Annotated in this window: 16 protein-coding genes; 9 read left to right on the forward strand and 7 right to left on the reverse strand. The window is 76.2% G+C overall.

Features of this window, described 5'->3' with window-relative positions; genetic code table 11:
- Positions 1–96 precede the first annotated feature (96 nt).
- Both ACZ4UB_RS37135 and ACZ4UB_RS37140 read right to left on the reverse strand, forming a co-directional pair.
- Positions 97–606, reverse strand: a complete 510-nt coding sequence (locus tag ACZ4UB_RS37135) for a GNAT family N-acetyltransferase (protein ID WP_468077389.1) — start codon at positions 604–606, stop codon at positions 97–99.
- A gap of 440 nt (positions 607–1,046) precedes the next feature.
- Positions 1,047–1,538: a hypothetical protein gene (locus ACZ4UB_RS37140; protein ID WP_468077337.1), complete on the reverse strand. Its 492-nt coding sequence runs from the start codon at positions 1,536–1,538 to the stop codon at positions 1,047–1,049.
- A gap of 102 nt (positions 1,539–1,640) precedes the next feature.
- Between ACZ4UB_RS37140 and ACZ4UB_RS37145 the strand changes: the two genes are divergently transcribed.
- Positions 1,641–2,030 (forward strand): hypothetical protein, encoded by a 390-nt coding sequence (locus ACZ4UB_RS37145; RefSeq protein ID WP_468077339.1) that lies wholly within the window; start codon positions 1,641–1,643, stop codon positions 2,028–2,030.
- Between the two features lie 378 nt (positions 2,031–2,408).
- On the opposite strand, the gene ACZ4UB_RS37150 is transcribed toward ACZ4UB_RS37145, so the two are convergent.
- The 3 genes from ACZ4UB_RS37150 to ACZ4UB_RS37160 all read right to left on the reverse strand — a co-directional run bounded on the left by ACZ4UB_RS37150 (position 2,409) and on the right by ACZ4UB_RS37160 (position 4,498).
- The gene (locus tag ACZ4UB_RS37150; protein ID WP_468077341.1) at positions 2,409–2,945 is read right to left on the reverse strand and encodes an AAA family ATPase; all 537 of its coding nucleotides are present in this window, start codon (positions 2,943–2,945) and stop codon (positions 2,409–2,411) included.
- A 41-nt stretch (positions 2,946–2,986) separates the two neighbouring features.
- Positions 2,987–3,817, reverse strand: coding sequence for a MerR family transcriptional regulator (locus tag ACZ4UB_RS37155; RefSeq protein WP_468077391.1), 831 nt, complete (start codon positions 3,815–3,817; stop codon positions 2,987–2,989).
- A 108-nt stretch (positions 3,818–3,925) separates the two neighbouring features.
- Complete coding sequence (locus tag ACZ4UB_RS37160; protein ID WP_468077343.1) at positions 3,926–4,498, reverse strand: hypothetical protein; 573 nt, start codon at positions 4,496–4,498, stop codon at positions 3,926–3,928.
- A 207-nt stretch (positions 4,499–4,705) separates the two neighbouring features.
- Here ACZ4UB_RS37160 and ACZ4UB_RS37165 point away from each other — a divergent pair, with 207 nt between their 5' ends.
- Positions 4,706–5,524 carry a peptidoglycan-binding domain-containing protein gene (locus ACZ4UB_RS37165; RefSeq protein WP_468077345.1) on the forward strand — a complete coding sequence of 273 codons (819 nt, stop codon included), beginning with the start codon at positions 4,706–4,708 and terminating at the stop codon, positions 5,522–5,524.
- A gap of 57 nt (positions 5,525–5,581) precedes the next feature.
- Here ACZ4UB_RS37165 and ACZ4UB_RS37170 read toward each other — a convergent pair whose 3' ends face one another.
- Entirely contained in the window at positions 5,582–6,334 is a 753-nt protein-coding gene (locus ACZ4UB_RS37170) for an SDR family NAD(P)-dependent oxidoreductase (protein ID WP_468077347.1), read from the reverse strand.
- A 138-nt stretch (positions 6,335–6,472) separates the two neighbouring features.
- Here ACZ4UB_RS37170 and ACZ4UB_RS37175 point away from each other — a divergent pair, with 138 nt between their 5' ends.
- The 7 genes from ACZ4UB_RS37175 to ACZ4UB_RS37205 all read left to right on the forward strand — a co-directional run bounded on the left by ACZ4UB_RS37175 (position 6,473) and on the right by ACZ4UB_RS37205 (position 15,463).
- Positions 6,473–7,795: an AAA family ATPase gene (locus tag ACZ4UB_RS37175; protein WP_468077349.1), complete on the forward strand. Its 1,323-nt coding sequence runs from the start codon at positions 6,473–6,475 to the stop codon at positions 7,793–7,795.
- Complete coding sequence (locus tag ACZ4UB_RS37180) at positions 7,792–8,886, forward strand: tetratricopeptide repeat protein (protein WP_468077351.1); 1,095 nt, start codon at positions 7,792–7,794, stop codon at positions 8,884–8,886. Before ACZ4UB_RS37175 ends, ACZ4UB_RS37180 begins: the two co-directional genes overlap by 4 nt.
- Positions 8,883–9,995, forward strand: a complete 1,113-nt coding sequence (locus ACZ4UB_RS37185; protein WP_468077353.1) for a tetratricopeptide repeat protein — start codon at positions 8,883–8,885, stop codon at positions 9,993–9,995. The genes ACZ4UB_RS37180 and ACZ4UB_RS37185 overlap by 4 nt, the downstream gene beginning before the upstream one ends.
- Before the next feature lie 230 nt (positions 9,996–10,225).
- Complete coding sequence (locus ACZ4UB_RS37190; protein WP_468077355.1) at positions 10,226–10,678, forward strand: hypothetical protein; 453 nt, start codon at positions 10,226–10,228, stop codon at positions 10,676–10,678.
- 108 nt (positions 10,679–10,786) lie between these two features.
- Positions 10,787–13,270, forward strand: coding sequence for a glycoside hydrolase family 3 C-terminal domain-containing protein (locus ACZ4UB_RS37195; RefSeq protein WP_468077357.1), 2,484 nt, complete (start codon positions 10,787–10,789; stop codon positions 13,268–13,270).
- Positions 13,271–13,417: 147 nt separating this feature from the next.
- A complete protein-coding gene (locus ACZ4UB_RS37200) occupies positions 13,418–14,512 on the forward strand; it encodes a LacI family DNA-binding transcriptional regulator (protein WP_468077359.1) in 1,095 nt (364 codons plus the stop codon).
- A gap of 210 nt (positions 14,513–14,722) precedes the next feature.
- Positions 14,723–15,463, forward strand: coding sequence for a YoaK family protein (locus tag ACZ4UB_RS37205; protein WP_468077361.1), 741 nt, complete (start codon positions 14,723–14,725; stop codon positions 15,461–15,463).
- A 29-nt stretch (positions 15,464–15,492) separates the two neighbouring features.
- Here ACZ4UB_RS37205 and ACZ4UB_RS37210 read toward each other — a convergent pair whose 3' ends face one another.
- Positions 15,493–16,794 (reverse strand): ROK family transcriptional regulator, encoded by a 1,302-nt coding sequence (locus ACZ4UB_RS37210; protein WP_468077363.1) that lies wholly within the window; start codon positions 16,792–16,794, stop codon positions 15,493–15,495.
- Between the last annotated feature and the right edge of the window lie 87 nt (positions 16,795–16,881).

Below are 16,881 nucleotides of genomic sequence, written 5' to 3' on the forward strand. Positions count from 1 at the left end.
GTCGCAATCCACACCGAACCCGGAAGGCCCTCACCCATTCAAGACGCCTCAGCCGAGACCTCCATCACCCGTCCACAACCTCCCGAGGCAATACAACTAGGGCAGGGGGCCCAGACGCCAGCGGACCTCGCCGTCCTGCACTTCGGCGGTGGGCGCGAGTCCGCAGGCGGCGGCCACGGCCGCCGAGGCGTGGTGGTCCGGGTGGACGTGCGCGACCACGGTGTGCGCGAGGGCCGGGCCGGCGGGGGGCGCGGTCAGCGCGGCGACCAGCGCGCGCGCCGCCTCCCGGGCGTAGCCGTGCCCTTGCCAGGCGGTCCCGATGACCCAGGCCACCTCCGCCGTACCGTCCGCGACGGTGGCCTGTACGGTCCCGACCAGTCGCCCTCCCGCGTGCGACCGCAGCACCCAGTTGCCCCACAGGACGGCCGGGTCGGGGGAGCCGGCGACCTGGCGCGCGTAGCGGGCGCGCAGCGCGTCGAGGTCCGCCGGCGCACCGCCGATGAACTCGTGCAGCGCGGGATCGGCCAGTACGCCGACCATCTCCGGCGCGTGCTCGACCGCCAGCGGCACCAGGTCCAGCCGCCGGGCCGGGACCAAGCCGGGCAGTGCGGGAGGAGCAGGGGCGGTCCGCGGGCGGACCCGCTCCGCCGCGCCGGGACGCGGGACCCCGTCGACGCTCACGCAGATGCCGTAGACCCGCTCGCGGTCCGTCCAACCGTTGGTGTGGTCGCGGTCGTCGCCGATCCGCACCCGCCCCTGTGCCGGGTCCAGCGCCGAGACCAGGTGCAGCCAAACGGCGCCGTCGACCCGCGCCAGGACGAGGTCGCCGACCTCGATCCGGGACCGGTCCACCGGCGCCACGACCACCTGGTCCCGGTCGTGGACGAGCGGGTCCATCGAGGAACCCCCGGGCCGGAACCACACCGTCTCGCCGCCGTCGACCCGCGCCGCCAGGGCGTCCATCATGCTCATCCGGCCAGCGTGCACCACCGCCACCACGGGACGACACCGGATTTCCCGGCGCCGACCGCCGGGGCGCGCCGTGTTCAGCGCCGCGGTTCCACCTCCAGGAAGCGCCGGCGCCGCGGCCCCCGGTAGAGCAGGCACTCCCAGCCGTGCCGCCCGAGCACCTCGGCGCACGCCGACAGCCGCTCCTCCTCCGCGGCGGCGGCCCCGCCCCCCGGCGGCCCCACCCAACTCACCTCGACCCGCTCCGGTCCCTCCCCGGGCTGTACCCGGTAACCGGTGGCGGCCCGCCCGCCCGCCGCGTCCAGCGCCGACGGTGCGAAGCCGGCGGCTTCCAGTACGAGCGCCACCGCGCGCGGCATCCGCTGCCGCTCCCAGGGCGCGGGCACGGGGAAGGCGTCCGGCCCCTCGGCGGCCGCGGCGCCGCCGGCCAGGATCCGGCGCATCGTGAGCAGCCCTTCGTAGGCCGTGCGCACCTCCGCGGCCCGTGCCTTCGCCGCCGCCGCGCCGTGCGCCGGCGGCGGTCCGTCGCCCGTCGCGGGCTCGAAGCCGCCGGGTGCCGCGTCCGCCATGGTGTTCCGCCCTTCCGGTCCGCGCCGTCTGAGTACCTCACCCCCAACGACCTGAGTACGCCGCCCGATTCCCCGCGCGGTCGGTCCTGCTCGAATGAGGACATGACATCCGACGCCCTCAACCGAAGCCGCCACCCGCGCCTGCGGAACGTCACCACCGCCGGGTCCGCCGTCGCCGTGGCCCTGCTCCCGCTGATCGTGGGCGTGCTGGTGGCCAAGGGGATGGCCGCCGATCCGCACGCCCCGGTGAACGCGCTGATCACCGGTGGGGGGCCGCGCGCGGGGATTCCGCGGGCCGAGTGGCGCCGCCGGGGCCACCACGCCCGCACCACCCTGCGCCGGCTGCGGCGGGTCCGCCCGCTCCGCGCCCAGGAGCCGCTCCAGCCCGGATCCCCGCCGCTGCCCGAGCCCCCTCCGGGAGCCCCTCAAACGCCGGCGAGGCTGGAACGTCGGCCCCGCCCGGGGCTGCCCCTGCGCCGGGTCCGCGTGTAGGAGCGGGCCGTCGTCGGTGCCGGAGGTCCCCTCCGGGGGCGCCTCAATCGCCGGCGGGGCTGGAGTGGCGAGGCTGGAGTGTCCGGCTCGCCTGGGGCTGTCGCTGCGCTGGGTCCGTGTGTAGGAGCGGGTTGTTGTTGGTGCTGGGGGTCCCCTCCGGGGGCGCCTCAATCGCCGGCGGGGCTGGAGTGGTGGGGCTGGGGTGTCTGGCTCGCCCGGGGCTGTTCTGATTCAGCCGCGCCGGCGTTTGAGGCGCCCCCGGAGGGACCTCGGGGCTGGAATGTGGAGCTCGCCGGGGCGGCCCTGTGCCGGGTTCAGTTTCAGCCTCGCCGGCGTTTGAGGCGCCCCCGGAGGGTGGGTCGGGAAGTGGCGGGCGGGCTAGGCGGCGTCGGGGTGTTCGATGCCGCGCAGCCAGGCCGTGGCTTCGGCTTGGCCGCGTAGGCGGACCACGTGCAGCGGGGCGAAGCGGGGGTCGGCCGCGCGGCGGGCGATCTCCGCGCGCCGGGCGGCGTACCGCGACCACGCCCACCACACGGGATGGTCGGCCCGCAGCCAGCCGAGCCAACCCTCGACGTTGCCCCCGAAGACCCGCTCGCGCCGCACGGTCCTGCGCAGGGAACGCCGCAGCACCCGCCACATGACCACCCGCCGCGGGTGATCCAGCCAGACGATCGTGTCGGCCCGCTCCCACAACAGGTCGCGGACGGCGCGATAGCCGAGCGAGTCGAAGATCCACGCGTCCCGCTCGGCGAGGCGGGCCGTGTCCCGCACGAAGCTCCCGTTCACGCCCCACCGCGGCCCGGTGAAGTACAGCGCGTCCATCTCGTGGTGCGGCACTCCGAGCCGCCGGCTCAGCGCCGCCGCCAGCGTCGACTTCCCCGCACCGCTGATCCCGACCACCAGAACGCGTCTCATTCCGGCAGCCTACGCACGGCGCGCCCACGGGCCCCGACCGTTTACGCGATCGGTTCCTGGAGCTCGGTGACCCACTGGCTCCGGTCGGGCGGGCACGCGAGCGTCACCTCGCGGGCGTAGCCGACCGACCGCAGGTCCCGGGCGTCGAGCCAGCGCGCCAGCGCCTGCGAGGCGGGCATGACGTCGTCCATCGCGCCCCGGTGCACCACGGTGGCCGCGCGTTCCACGGCCGGGAGGACGACGATCCGCACCTGCCCGCCCAGGTCCTCGGCGCGGACCCCGGCCGCCACGGGCAGCGCCGCGTGCACCAGGATCGCCCCGCCGTCCTGGTCCGGCGCGTCCTCGTAGTACGCGACCCCGGGACCGGTGGGCGTCACCCGGGCCGCGTCCGCCCGGGCGCAGAGGTCGTCGAACAACGGCCCGATGACCGGCCCGATGTCCTGCGGGGCGTAACTCGCCGCGATCCCCGTCAGCTCGGCCACTCGCACGGCCGGCAGGCTCTTGATCACGATGTCTTCGGCGGACATGGTGCCCTCGCTCTCGATGGTCCGGAGCCTCGTCTCGACCTGGGCCAGCCGGTCCGCCGCGGCGGCCATGGCGCTCTCCAGTTCCGTACGGCGCAGCCGCAGCATGCCGCGCAACTCCTGCGGGTCCAGGCGCTCGTCGAGGATCGAGCCCACCTGCTGGAGGCTGAAGCCGAGGTCCTTGAGCGCGATGATCCGGTTGAGCCGCGAGAGCTGGGCCGCCTCGTAGTGGCGGTACCCGCTGTGGGGGTCGACACGTGCGGGGTGCAGCAGACCGATGGCGTCGTAGTGGCGCAGCATGCGGACCGACACCCGGCCGTGCTTGGCGAAGTCTCCGATGGTGAACATGACGTCTTCCAGTGCAAGGGCTGACACAGGGGGAGGGTCAAGTCATTGTCGCGAGCGGCCGCGGCGCGCCGCCGTCCGGGGCCGTACGCGCGGCTCAGAGCGCGAGGTTCATTCGCCGAAGCGGCCCACGCACAGGTCCACGACGGAGGGAGGGAGCGTGCCGTCGGCGGCCGAGCACAGGTCGTCCATCTCCTGCTGCCCGCTCACCCGGGCGGGCGGTGGGGCCGCGTACCGGCGGGGGTGGGACGGCGCGGTCTTGCGGGGGGACGTGCGCCGGGGCGCCGAGGGCCGCATCGCCCGTTCGCCGGCCCGGCGTTCCTCCGGGGACCCGGCCCCGGCCCCCGACTCGGACCCGGACCCGAGGTCGGCCCCGGGCGTGGGTGTGGCGGGCGACAGCGCGGGCCCATCGGTGCCGGTGCCCGTGTGGCCGCGGGTGTCGGTGTGCGCGCCGGGGGAGCGCCGGACGTTCCACGCCGGGCCCGGCACCAGGAAGAGCGGGCCGGGGGGCGCCCCGGAAGGCGAGGATCCGGTGCGGCCGCCCCGCGGTGGCGCGGAGGCGTCGGCGGACGGTGCGGCGGGGCGGGAGGAGGACGGAGCCTGGGCGCCGTCACCGACGGAGGAGCATCCGGTGCCCGCGAGGAGCACGACGAGGGACAAGGGGACGGCCCGGCGCAACTGCATCCCTCCACCATGCCGCACGCACGTCCTGGACGCGGGGGTCCTGTCCCGCTTACGGGTGACGACCCGTCGGCGCGCTGCGCGACCCGGCGACCGTTTCCGGCCGGGTGGAGCGGCATGTTCCGGCCCCGCCGTGGGGACGGCGTCTGGTTCGCGCTACTTTGGCCCCAGGGGCCACCCCCTGACCCTTGGCCCTGCCTGGAGACGACCGTGCCCCACCACCCCGACGAGAACGGCCCTGTCTTCGACGACCGGCTCCTCGTGCGCCCCTACGTCGCCCGCGGCGGGCGCTCCTCCCGCCGGGCGGGCCCGCGCCGCACGAGCACCCCGCTCTGGCCGCAGCACGACCCGGTCACCACCCCCTCGCCCACCGGGGCCGACCAGGGGACCTTCCCGGCGGACGCCACGGGCACGGCCCCCGTCGATCCGGTCCAGGTCGAGGTCCAGATCGAGGTCCAGGCCCCGGTACCGGTACCGGTACCGCCCGCGCCCGGGCGGCGCGAACGCGGTACCCGCTACTCGTTGGTGGCCCTCGGGCTCCTCGCGCTGCTCACCGCCGCCACCCTGCTCACCTTGCTCGACTCCCCGCCGGACGATCCGCCGCGCCCGGTCAGACCGCCCGAGGTGCCCGGCCCCGGCCTGCTGGCCCGCAGTCCGGGTGCCGGGGAACCCGACGCGTCCTCCACCGGGTCCACACGCCCCTCCGCGCCCGCCCCGTCGAGCTCCGCCCCGGCCGGTTCCGCGAGCCCGACGCCGAGCCGCTCCGTGCGGCCGGAGCAGCCCGTCACGCCACCGGGCACCCCGGCCCCGCCCGCCGGCGGCACCCTGCGGCCCGGGGACACCGGCGCCGAGGTGCGCGCCCTGCAGGAACGACTCTTCGCGCAGGGGTTCACGTACGTCTCCCTCACCGGCGTCTACGACGAACAGACCCGGCGCGGGGTCGGTCAGTTCCAGAGCGACCGCGGCCTGACCGGCGACCCCACGGGCGTCTACGGCCCCCAGACCCGCGCCGCGATGGGCGCCGGCTAGGCCGTCTCCTTCGGATCGTGTCGGCTTCAGACCGTGTCGGCCCGGCGTCGGTCGGGGTCAGCGGCCGCCGGCGACGCGCAGGATCGTGCCCGTCGTGTACGACGCCTCGTCCGACAGCAGCCAGGCGATGGCCGCCGCGACCTCGCCGGGCTGCCCGGGGCGTCCGAGGGGGATCCCGGGGCCCGAGCGGGCCGCGCGGTCCGGGTCGCCCATGGCCGCGTGCATGTCGGTGTCGATGATTCCGGGTGCCACGGCGTTCACCCGGATCCCGTCCGCCCCGAGTTCCTTGGACAGGCCCACGGTCAGGGCGTCGGTGCCGGCCTTGCTGGCCGCGTAGTGGACGTAGTCCCCGGACGCCCCGAGGGTCGCGGCGGCGGAGGACACGTTGACGATCGCCCCGCCGCCCGAGGCGGCCATGTCGCGGGCGGCCCGGCGGCAGCACAACAGGTACCCGAGCAGGTTCACGTCCAGCACCCGGCGCAGGTCCGCGGTGCGGGCGTCCGCGAGCCGGCCCAGCGGACCCGTCACCCCGGCGTTGTTGACCAGCCCGGTCACCGTGCCGAGTTCGGCCCGCGCGCGGTCGAACAGCCGGTCCACGTCCGCCTCCTCGGAGGTGTCCACGCGCACGGTCACGCACGCCGCGCCCCTCGCCCGCACCTCGGCCGCGACGCCCTCCGCGGCCGCGGAGTCGCTGACGTATCCGAGTGCCAGGCGGTGCCCGGCGGCGGCCAGGCGCAGGCAGGTCGCCGCGCCGATCCCCCTGCTGCCGCCGGTGACCACGGTGACCGGAACGGTCGGCCCTACGCCCATGTGCTGCCTCCCACGTGTCGGCCGGTCCGCGGACCGGAGCCTCCATGATCACCCGCCGCCGACGGCGTGCGGTCACCGGCCACCCGTCAACGACGGTCAGGTTTCGTCACATCGGGGTTCACTCCATAGGGTGAAGCCATGTCCGACGAGTCCCCCCTGATCCGGAGCCTGCGCACGGCCGTCGCCGCCGCGCCGGACGACGTCCCCCTGCGCCTACACCTCGCCGAGATGCTGCTCGCGTCGGGCCGGCCCGACGACGCCGTGGCCGAAGCGGCCGTCGCCCTCCAGTACGCACCAGCGGACGCCGACGCCCGCGCGCTGATGGTCCGTGCGATGGGCCTGCCCCCGGCCGGATCCGCGCCCGCGCCGGCCCCCGCGGCGCCGGCCCCCGCCACCCCCGCGGCCGAACCGCCCGCAGCCCCCGGCTTCGACTGGGCCGCGGCGGAGCAGGAACTCGACGGCGTCGTCGGCCCCCGCTTCACGGCGGACGCGGCGGACGCCGACGCCGGCGAGGACGGCCGCGAACGCCCCCTCACCAGCGAGGGCACGGGAGCGGACGGCGACGCGGCCGACTCGCCCTGGGACGTCGACGCGCCCGGGACCGTACGCCTCGCCGACGTCGGCGGCATGCAGGAGGTCAAGGACCGCCTCGAAGCGGCCTTCCTCGCCCCCATGCGCAACCCCGAGCTGCGCAAGCTCTACGGCAAGAGCCTGCGCGGCGGCCTGCTCCTCTACGGCCCGCCCGGTTGCGGCAAGACCTTCATCGCACGCGCCGTCGCGGGCGAGCTCGGCGCGAGCTTCATGTCCATCTCCCTCTCCGACATCCTCGACATGTGGATCGGCCGGTCCGAGAAGAACGTCCACGACATCTTCGAGACCGCCCGCCGTCAGGCGCCCTGCGTGGTCTTCCTCGACGAACTGGACGCGCTGGGCGCCAAGCGCAGCCGGACCGCCCACAGCGGTCTGCGCAATGTCGTGAACCAGCTGCTCACCGAGCTGGACGGGGTCGGCAGCGGCGCCCACGAAGGCGTTTTCGTCCTGGCGGCCACCAACGTCCCCTGGGACGTGGACATCGCCCTGCGCCGCCCCGGGCGGCTCGACCGGACCCTGCTCGTGCTGCCGCCGGACGCCGCCGCCCGCGAGGCGATCCTCCGCTACCACCTGCGCGAACGCCCCATCGAAGCCGTGGACCTGGGCAAACTCGCCAAGGCCACCGAGGACTTCTCGGGCGCCGACCTCGCCCACGTGTGCGAGAGCGCCGCCGAGACCGCCCTGCTCGACTCCGCCCGCACCGGCACCGTCCGCATGATCGGGATGAAGGACTTGCTCTCCGCGGCGAAGCAGATCCGCCCCTCCAGCGAGCCCTGGTTCGCCTCCGCCCGCAATGTGGCCATGTTCGCCAACGACGGCGGCATGTACGACGACCTGCTCGCCTACCTGAAGAAGAAGCGGAAGCTGTGACCGGACAGCACACCGGCCCCCCGCCCCAGGTGCGCGACCCGCTCGTCGAACAGGGCGTGGCCCTCGTCGACGCGGGCCGCGCCGACCGGGCGCTGGAGGTGCTCGGGCGACGCCTGGCCGAAGACCCGGAGGACCTCCTCGCCCGGGTCTGGTTCGCCCGCGCGCACTTCCAACTCCGGGACTACCAGGCCGCCTACGCTGCCGCCGCCGACGTGCTCGTCCGCGACCCCGAGCACTACGACGCCCACTTCGTCCGCTCCTTCTGCCTGCGCCGGGTCGGCCGCTACACGGACGCCCTCGAGGTGATGGAGCGGGCCGTCCGGATCGACCCGGACAACTGGCTCGCCCGCACCGCGCGCGCCGAACTGCTCATGCTCGTCGACCCCCGGCGCCCCGACGAGGCCTGGGAGGAGGCGCTGGCCGCCGCCCGGCTGGGCCCCGAGGAGCGGTACGTCTGCGAGGTACTGCTCTACGTCGCCACCGAGACGGGACGCGAGGAGGCCGCCGAGCAGGCCCGCCGGACCCTGCTCGGGACGGACCCGGCCAACACCTTCGCCGTGCCCTACCTCGCGCGCCGCGAGGCCGACAAGCCCGGGACCAGCGCGGCGCGGGCCGCCGACACCTTCGCCGCCGCGCTGGCCGCCGTACCGGGCTCGGCCGACCTGCGCGCGGGACTCGACGCCGCCGTCTACCGCATGCTGCGCGGCACCCGGTGGCTCGCCCTCGCCTGCCTGGCCGTCTCCGCGGTCGCCCTGGACGTCTTCCCGACCGAGGGCGAGGAGCCCAAGGCCCTGCCCCTGCCGATCGGCATGCGGCTGTGGGCGCTCGTCCTCATGAGCGCCGTCTGGGGCTTCGGGGCCTGGCGCCGCTACCGGCGGATGCGGGTCGGAGCGCGACTGAGCGTGCGTCCGCTGATCGCCCGTGAACCGTGGGCCCGGGTGGTGTTGGCCCAAGCGGCCTGGGCCACGCTCGCGGCCGTGCTCCTCGCGGTCGTCCCGTGGACCGAACGGGACGTCCCGCAGCTGGTGTTCTGGACCGGTCTCGTCCCGGCCCTGGTGACCGTGGTCCACGACCGGAAGAAGATCGGATGAGCAGCGAACCGTCCCGCCCGGAGCGCGTCGACGCGGGGGTCCTCGACCGGGCCGACGCCCTGCACGACCTCGGCCGCTTCGAGCAGGCCGCGGCGCTCGCCAGTACCCACCTGGCCGAACACCCCGACGACGCGGGGGCGTTGATCCTCCTCGCGCGCTGCCGCCGCTCGCTCGGCGACCTGGCCGGCGCCTTGCGGAGCATCGACGACGCCCTGCGCGTCGCGCCCGACAACATCTACGCCTGGCTGGTGCGGGTCGACGTCCTCAGCAAGCTGGGCCGCTTCGCCGAGGCCGAAGGGGCCGCGCGCCGCTGCATCGAGATCGGCCCGCTCTTCTGGGGCAGCCATCACTGCCTCGCCGTCGTCCTGGAGCAGAGCGGCCAGCGGAGCCGGCGCACCGAGGCGTACGTCGCCGCCCGGCGGGCCACCGAGCTGGAACCCGAAGCGGCCGCCGCCCACTTCATGGTCGGGCTGCTCGCCCACCGCCTCGGCGACCGGGCCACCGCCCGGCTGGCGTACGAGACCACCCTGCGCCTCGATCCGGAGAACAGCGAGGCCCACAACAACCTGGCCACGCTGCACATGCGGCGCAGCTGGTTCAGCCGCGCCGCCTGGACCCGCGCCGCGGAGGGCTTCGTCGACTCGGCCGCCCTCGACCTGGAGGACCGGCACGCCCGGTTCAACCTGGAGGCCATGGCCTGGGGGGTCGCGGCCGGCGCGCGCTGGCCCGCCCTGGTCGGATTCGTGCTCTCCCTCGGCTGCCGGGCCCCCGAGGGTACGGACGGCGCCACCCGGGCCGCCGTCACCGCCGTCGGGGCGGTGCTGATCCTCGCGCTGTGGGCGGGCTGGGTGCTGTGGCAGCGCGGGAAGATTTCGCCGCGGCTGCGCCGCCCGATGCTGCTCACCGCGCGCGGCTGCCCCCCGGTCGTGGCGATGGCGGTGGCCGTGGCGTCGATGGCGCTCGGTTCGGTGGCCGTCCTGGCGCTGCCGGTGCTCGGCGTCGGGCTCGTCGGCTGGCTGGCCGTGCCGCTCTTCTGGGGGCTGATCCTCACGTACTGGATCAGCCGCGCCGCGCTGAACCGGCGCGCGCCCTCCCGGCGCGGGCGGTAGGACGACCGCCCGCGGGCGGTGGGACGACCGCGCGCGGGCTGTGGGGCGACCGACCGCGGACGGTAGGACGATCGGGCGCGGGCCGTGGGGCGACCGACCGCGTGCCGTGGGACGACCAAGATCGAGTCGACACGCCTCGACGGATGTCCGTAGCATCGAACCCGCGTCAATCGCCCCATAGTGGGTGTTTTTGCTCCACATGGGAGAGTCCGTCACCACGGGAGTCCAATGTGAACGCAGCAACGAGCTACCTGCGCGGCCCGCGCGGTCCTCGCGGCCGAAGCGGTCGCCGGGTCCGGATGGCCGCCGTCGGCGCCCTCTCCGCAGCCCTGCTCGCGGCCGGAGCCGCCGGTACCTTCGCCTCCGCCGCCGCGACCCCGAAGCCGAAGCCGAGCCCCTCCGCATCCGCATCCGGCTCCGTGACGCTCACGGCCACCCCGACCACGGTGAAGGCGGGCGACAAGGTGACCTTCACCGGCCGGACCAAGGGCGTGCCGATCGGCACGAAGGTGGTGCTCCAGCACAAGTACGGCGCCAAGTGGACGACGCTGCGGGCGAGTACGACCGTCAAGCAGGGAAGCAGCTTCTCGCTGGACAACGCGTTCCGGGACAAGGGCAAGGAACAACTGCGGGTGATGGTCGGCGATGCCGTGTCGCCCACCGTGGACGTGACCGTGAACTGACCGCCGCGCAGGGCGGGTTCACATCCGTTGACAGCCTCCGCCCCGGCCCGGGATCATCTGGGAGAGCGCTCTCCCGCTCTCTCGGACGATCCGGACGAAGGGGCCCGCATGCGCGGCGGCGGTGGTGGCGGTGGCGTGGACGACGAGGAACGGCTCACGGCCCGGCCAGAGCCGCTGGATCTGCCGGACCTACTGGACCTCGACGGCCAGGTCCGGCTGCTCACCGGCGCGGACACCTGGCGCACGGTCGCCGAACCGGCCGTCGGGCTGCGGCCGATCGTCTTCTCCGACGGGCCGGCCGGGGTGCGTGGACCCGGCTGGGACGAGCGCGACACCGCGGCCCTGCTCCCGTCGGCGAGCGCGCTCGCCGCGCTCTGGGACGAGGACCGGGTGCACCGCCTCGGCGTGCTCCTGGGCGACGAGGCCCGGCGCAAGGGCGTCCACGTCGTCCTCGCCCCCACCCTCAACCTGCACCGCAGCCCCCTCGCCGGACGCCACTTCGAGTGCTTCTCCGAGGACCCGCTGCTCGCGGGACGCACCGGAGCCGCCCTGATCCGGGGCATCCAGTCCCGCGGGGTGGCCGCCACCGCGAAGCACTACGTCGCCAACGACTCCGAGACCGACCGGCTGACCCTGGACGCCCGGATCGACGAGCGGGTGCTGCGCGAGCTGTACCTCGCCCCCTTCGAGGCGGCCGTGCGGGCCGGGGTCTGGCTGGTGATGTCCGCGTACAACGCGGTCAACGGCGCGACCATGAGCGAGAGTCCGCTCCTCGCCGAACCGCTGAAGGGGGAGTGGGGCTTCGACGGCGCCGTCGTCTCCGACTGGGGCGCCGTCCGCTCGACGGCCGCCGCCGGATCCGCGGCGCAGGACCTCGCCATGCCGGGCCCGTCCGGCCCCTGGGGGCAGGCGCTGGCCGGAGCGGTCCGCGCGGGCCTGGTGCCGGCGGGGGCCGTGGCGGACAAGACCCGACGCCTGCTCCGGCTGGCGGCCCGGGTGGGCGCCCTCACCGCACCCGGAGCCGCCCCGGCGGAGGACCTCCCGGCCGCCCCCGGCGACACGGCCGCGGTGTTGCGCGACGCGGTGGCCGCCGGCGCCGTGCTGCTGGAGAACCGCGGTGTGCTGCCGCTCGCCGCGGGCCGGCTGCGCAGCCTCGCGGTCATCGGCGCGCACGCCGGCCGCCCGCGGGCCCAAGGGGGCGGCAGCGCCGAGGTGTTCCCGCATTCCGTGGTCAGTCCGCTGGAGGGCATCCGGGCCGCGCTGCCCGCCGGGGTACGGGTCCTGCACGCCCCCGGCCCGACCCTGCACGACGCGGAACCGCTGCCCGTCGCCGGGGGACTCTCCCGCGACCCGCGGACGGGCGCGCCGGGGGTGCGGTTGCGCGTCCTGGACGTCGGGGGAGTCGTGCTGTCCTCCCTGGGCCTGCCCTCGGGGCGGGTGCTGGAGCCCGAGCTGCCCCCCGGATCCGACACCGTCGAGCTGGCCGGCGTACTCCGTCCTCCTGTGAGCGGCGCATGGACGCTGGGCCTGGGCGGCTTCGGGCGGATGCGGCTCACCGTCGACGGCGAGGTGGTGCTCGACGGGGAGTTCCCGGCCGAGACGGACGACCCGGCCGTCGTGCACGTACGGCCCCCGCTGCGCACCGTCCGGGTGCGCCTCGTCGAGGGCCGGGAGGTACGGGTGTGCGCCCGCCGCCAGCTGGCGCCGGGGACCGGCCGGGCCACCGTCCTGGCCGCCGCACCGCCCGCCCCGGAACCGGCCGAGGCGCTCGCCGAAGCGGTGGCGGCGGCCCGCGCGGCCGACGCCGCGGTCGTCGTCGTCGGCACCACCGACGGCGGCGAGTGCGAGGGGCACGACCGCGCCGACCTGCGCCTGCCCGCGCCCCAGGACGCGTTGGTGCGCGCGGTGCTGTGCGCCAACCCGCGCACGGCGGTCGTCGTCCAGGCGGGCGGCCCCGTCGAGCTGCCCTGGCGCGCGGACGCCGGGGCCGTCCTGCTGTCCTGGTTCCCGGGGCAGGAGGCCGGCAGCGGACTGGCTGACGTCCTCTTCGGCCACCGCGAACCGGGCGGCCGCCTCCCGACCACCTGGCCGGCCGTCCTCGCGGACGCCCCCGTCCGCAGCACCCGCCCCGCCCCGGACGGCCGGCTGGCCCACCCCGAGGGCCTGCACATCGGCCATCGCGCCTGGCTGCGCACCGGCCGCGCGCCCGCGTACTGGCTCGGGCACGGACTCGGCTACACCGCCTGGGACTTCGAGACCTTGACCCGGCTCCCCGGCGATCGAGGCGCCCCCGTAGCCGAGTTCGCGGTGGTCCTGCGCAACACCGGTGCGCGGGCCGGCCGTCAGCTGGTGCAGCTGTACCTCGCCCGCCCCGACTCGGCGGTGGAGCGCCCGGTGCGCTGGCTCGCGGGCTGGGCCGCGGTCGAGGCCGGACCGGGGGAGCGGGCGACGGCGGTCGTACGGGTCCCCGCGCGCGCCCTGCAGCACTGGTCCCCGGGGGCGGCGACGTGGGTGACGGAACCGGGCCCGTACGAGGTCCTGGCCGGACCGACGGCGGGTGACCTCCCGCTCCGGGCGGTGCTGGAGGCGTGACGCGGGGCGCGACGCGGCCGGGGCGTGCGGCGGTTCGTGCGGCGGTTCGTGTGGAGCTCCTGCGGCGGTCCGCGCGGCGGTGCGCGGGGCGGTTCCTGCGGTGGGGCGCGGGGTCGGCCGCCCGGGGGCCGCGGATAGGGTGCCGCCATGGACACGGAGCGGGACGCGGGCCGGACCGGCGGCGCGGGGGTCGGGGCGGGCGCGGCGCCCACGCTGGAGGACGTCGCACGGGCCGCCGGGGTGTCCCGCGCCACGGTGTCGCGCGTGGTCAACGGCGTCCGCAACGTGGATCCCGCGATCCGGCGGGCCGTCCAGAGCGCGGTGGACGCCACCGGGTACGTGCCCAACCGGGCCGCCCGCTCCCTGGTGACCCGGCGGGCCGGGGCGGTCGCGCTGGTGGTCTCGGGGGCGGGCGCGGACGACCCGGGCGGCTTCGCGGCCCGGGTCTTCCAAGACCCCTTCTTCGGCCGGGTGGTCAGCGGCGTGGTGCGCGCGCTGCGCCCGCGCGGGGTGCATCCGGTGCTGATGTGCGCGGAAACGGACGCCGAGCGGACCGAGTTGCTCGCTTACCTCTCCCAAGGCGGCGCGGACGGGGCGTTGTTGGTCTCCACCCATCCGCACGACCCGCTGCCGGGGTTGCTGGCGCGGGCCGGACTGGCGGCGGTGCTCTTCGCCCGGCCCGAGCCGGGCGTGCCGTTGCCGTCGGTGGACCTGCGGCACCGGGACGGGGGCGCGCTCGCGGCGCGGCATCTGCTCGCCGGTGGCCGCCGCCGGATCGCGGTCATCGCGGGGCCCGGCGACGTACCGGCGAGCCGGGAGCGGGTGGCGGGCTGCGCGCAGGCCCTGGGGGAGGCCGGGCGGCAGCCGCTCGCCGTCGCCGAGGCCGACTTCACGGTCGAGGGGGGCGAGCGGGCCGTCCTGCGGCTGCTCGCCGAACACCCGGACCTGGACGCGGTGTTCGCGGCCAACGACCTGATGGCCCAAGGGGCCTGCCTGGTGCTGCGCGAGCACGGACGCCGGATCCCGGACGACGTGGCGGTGGTCGGCTTCGACGACTCCAGCGCGGCCACCGCCTGCCGCCCGCGGCTGACGACCGTGCGGCAGCCGGTGGAGGACATGGCGGCGGAGATGGTGCGGCTGCTGCTCGACGGCCCCGGGGCGGGCGGGAAGGCCCCTCGGGCCGGCACCCCCGACGGGCCGGTGCTGTTCGCACCGGAGCTGGTCGTCCGGGACTCGGCCTGAATCCCGACCACCCGCCGGCGCCCTGACCGGTTCCAGAAGCGCGGAGCCCGCCGTCCCGCGCGCGGAGCGCAACGATCCGGCGCGTGGCGCGCGGCGGGGGTGGTCGGCCCCGGTACGCTTCCCGCGACGTCGGAACCTGTCGTTCCGCCAGGTTCGGTCCCCGCGGGAGCCGTGGCGGCGGCCCGGCCGCAGACCCCGAGGGAGCGCCGCATGGAGTCCGAACCGCCGCCGCGTGGGAGCCCCGCAGCGCGGCGCGGGGTGCTGCACGTGCTGGGCGACCTGCTGTTCCCGCCCGGCCCCGGCGACGCGGGGAACCCGCACGGGGCGCTGCCCCCGCTGCTGATCGTGCTGACCTTCGTCAGCGGACTGGTCGACGCGGTCAGCTTCCTCGGCCTCGACCACGTCTTCGTCGCGAACATGACCGGGAACGTCGCCTTCCTCGGCTTCGCGCTCGCCGGGTACGGCGAACTGTCGGCCGGGGCCACGGCACTGGCCCTGGGGGCCTTCCTCGCCGGTGCGCTGATCGCCGGGCGGCTACGGCGCCGGGCGCGGCCGGCGGGCCTGGCGGGGCCGCTGGTGGCCGTGCAGGCGGTCCTGGTGGGCGCGGCGCTGGCCACCCGGGAGGGCGGCGGCGGGCAGCTCGCGGTCATCGCCGTGCTGGCCCTCGGCATGGGCCTGCAGAACGGCGTCGTGCACCGGCTCGCCGTGCCCGATCTGACCACCACCGTCGTCACCCGGGCGCTGGCCGGTCTCGCGGTGGACCGCTGGGGGCCGGCCTCGGTGCGCCGGCTGGTCACCGTGGTGACCCTGCTCGCCGGCGCGCTGACGGGTGGCGTCCTCACCCTCGACCACGGGCCGCGCCCGGCGCTCGTACTGGCGCTCGTGCTGCTCCTCACCGTCGCCCTGGCGGCAACCCGCGCCGCCCGCCCCCGGCCCGGCCCGGCGTCGTAGCGCCGGCCACTTGACCGTGGCGGCCAGCTTCAGCGGGCCGCTCGGCCGCCGCGGGTGGCCAGGGAGGCGTGCCAGCCGGGGGGTTCCGTCGTGGGGGTCGGGACGGGGCGGCGGCCGCCCGTGGTGAAGAACGCCGACAGCGGGAGGGTGGCGGCGCCCACCGTGACCGCGTCCGGGCCCAAGGAGCCGAGGTCGATGCTGACCCGGTCGGCGGGGTGGCGCAGCGAGTAGCGCCGGGCGTGCGCGCGGACCGAGGGCAGAATGTACGGCCCCAGCATCAGCCCGGCCCAGCCGCCGATCAGGATCCGCTCGGGCTGGAAGAGGTTGATGAGGTCGGAGAGCCCGGCGCCCAGGTACTCGGCCGTCTCCTCCAGCACCTCCACCGCCACCGGGTCCCCGGCGACACCGTGCGCCAGCAGCACCGCGAGGGCCTCCTCCTCGTCCTGGACCTCGCCGGCGCTCCCGCCCCGCTCGGCCCACCTGGCCAGCAGCGACTCGGCCCCGGTGTACGCCTCCAGGCAGCCCAGGGCGCCGCACCGGCAGCGCCTGCCGCGCACCGACACCGTCAGGTGGCCCCACTCCAGCGGGGTGCCGTCGGTGGACCCGCCCCCGGGGGAGCCGTCGGTGACCAGGCTGGCGCCCACGCCGGAGCCGAACAGGACGACGACCGCCTCGCGGGCGCCGCGCCCCGCCCCGAACCACATCTCCGCCTGACCGAGGGTGCGGGCGCCGTTGTCGATGAGGTACGGGACCTCCTCGGGCAGGGCCCCGGTGGCCCGCAGCAGGGCCTCCAGCGGGACCGCGTCCCAGCCGATGGTCTGGCCGTGCACCACGGTCCCGCCGGGGGCGTCGCGCTCGACGATGCCGGGGACGCCGATGCCGACGCCCAGGAGCCGGTCCGTACCGACGCCCGCCTCGGCGAGGACGGCGGCGATGCCGGTGCGGACGTGGTCGACGATCGGCCCGACGTCGTAGCAGCCGCGCGGCTGCAAGGGCAGTTCCGTGCGGGCGAGTTCGGTGAGGGTCAGGTCGAACAGCTCGACGCGGACCCGGGTCTCGCCGACGTCGACCCCGATCATGTGGGCGCTGCCGGGGGCCACCCGCAGCAGCGTGCGCGGCCGGCCGCCGTCGGAGTCGACGACGCCCGCCTCCTCCAGGAGGCCGTCGGCGACCAGTTCGCCGACCACGTTGCTGACGGATCCGGAGCTGAGCCCCGTGACGGGTCCCAACTCCTGGCGGCTCATGGGTCCGCCGAAGTACAACCGCTGCAGCACGGCGCTGCGGTTGCCGCGCCGCAGGTCCCGCACCGTACGTCCGTGACTGCCCGTCATGTGGCTCCTTCCGCCCTGACAACGATTCGCAACATACCCTTGCGCGACCCCTTGACGCGACCCTTTCCCGAGGCTTAACTCACGTCC

The sequence above is a fragment of the Streptomyces sp. NPDC028419 genome, from assembly GCF_055565515.1.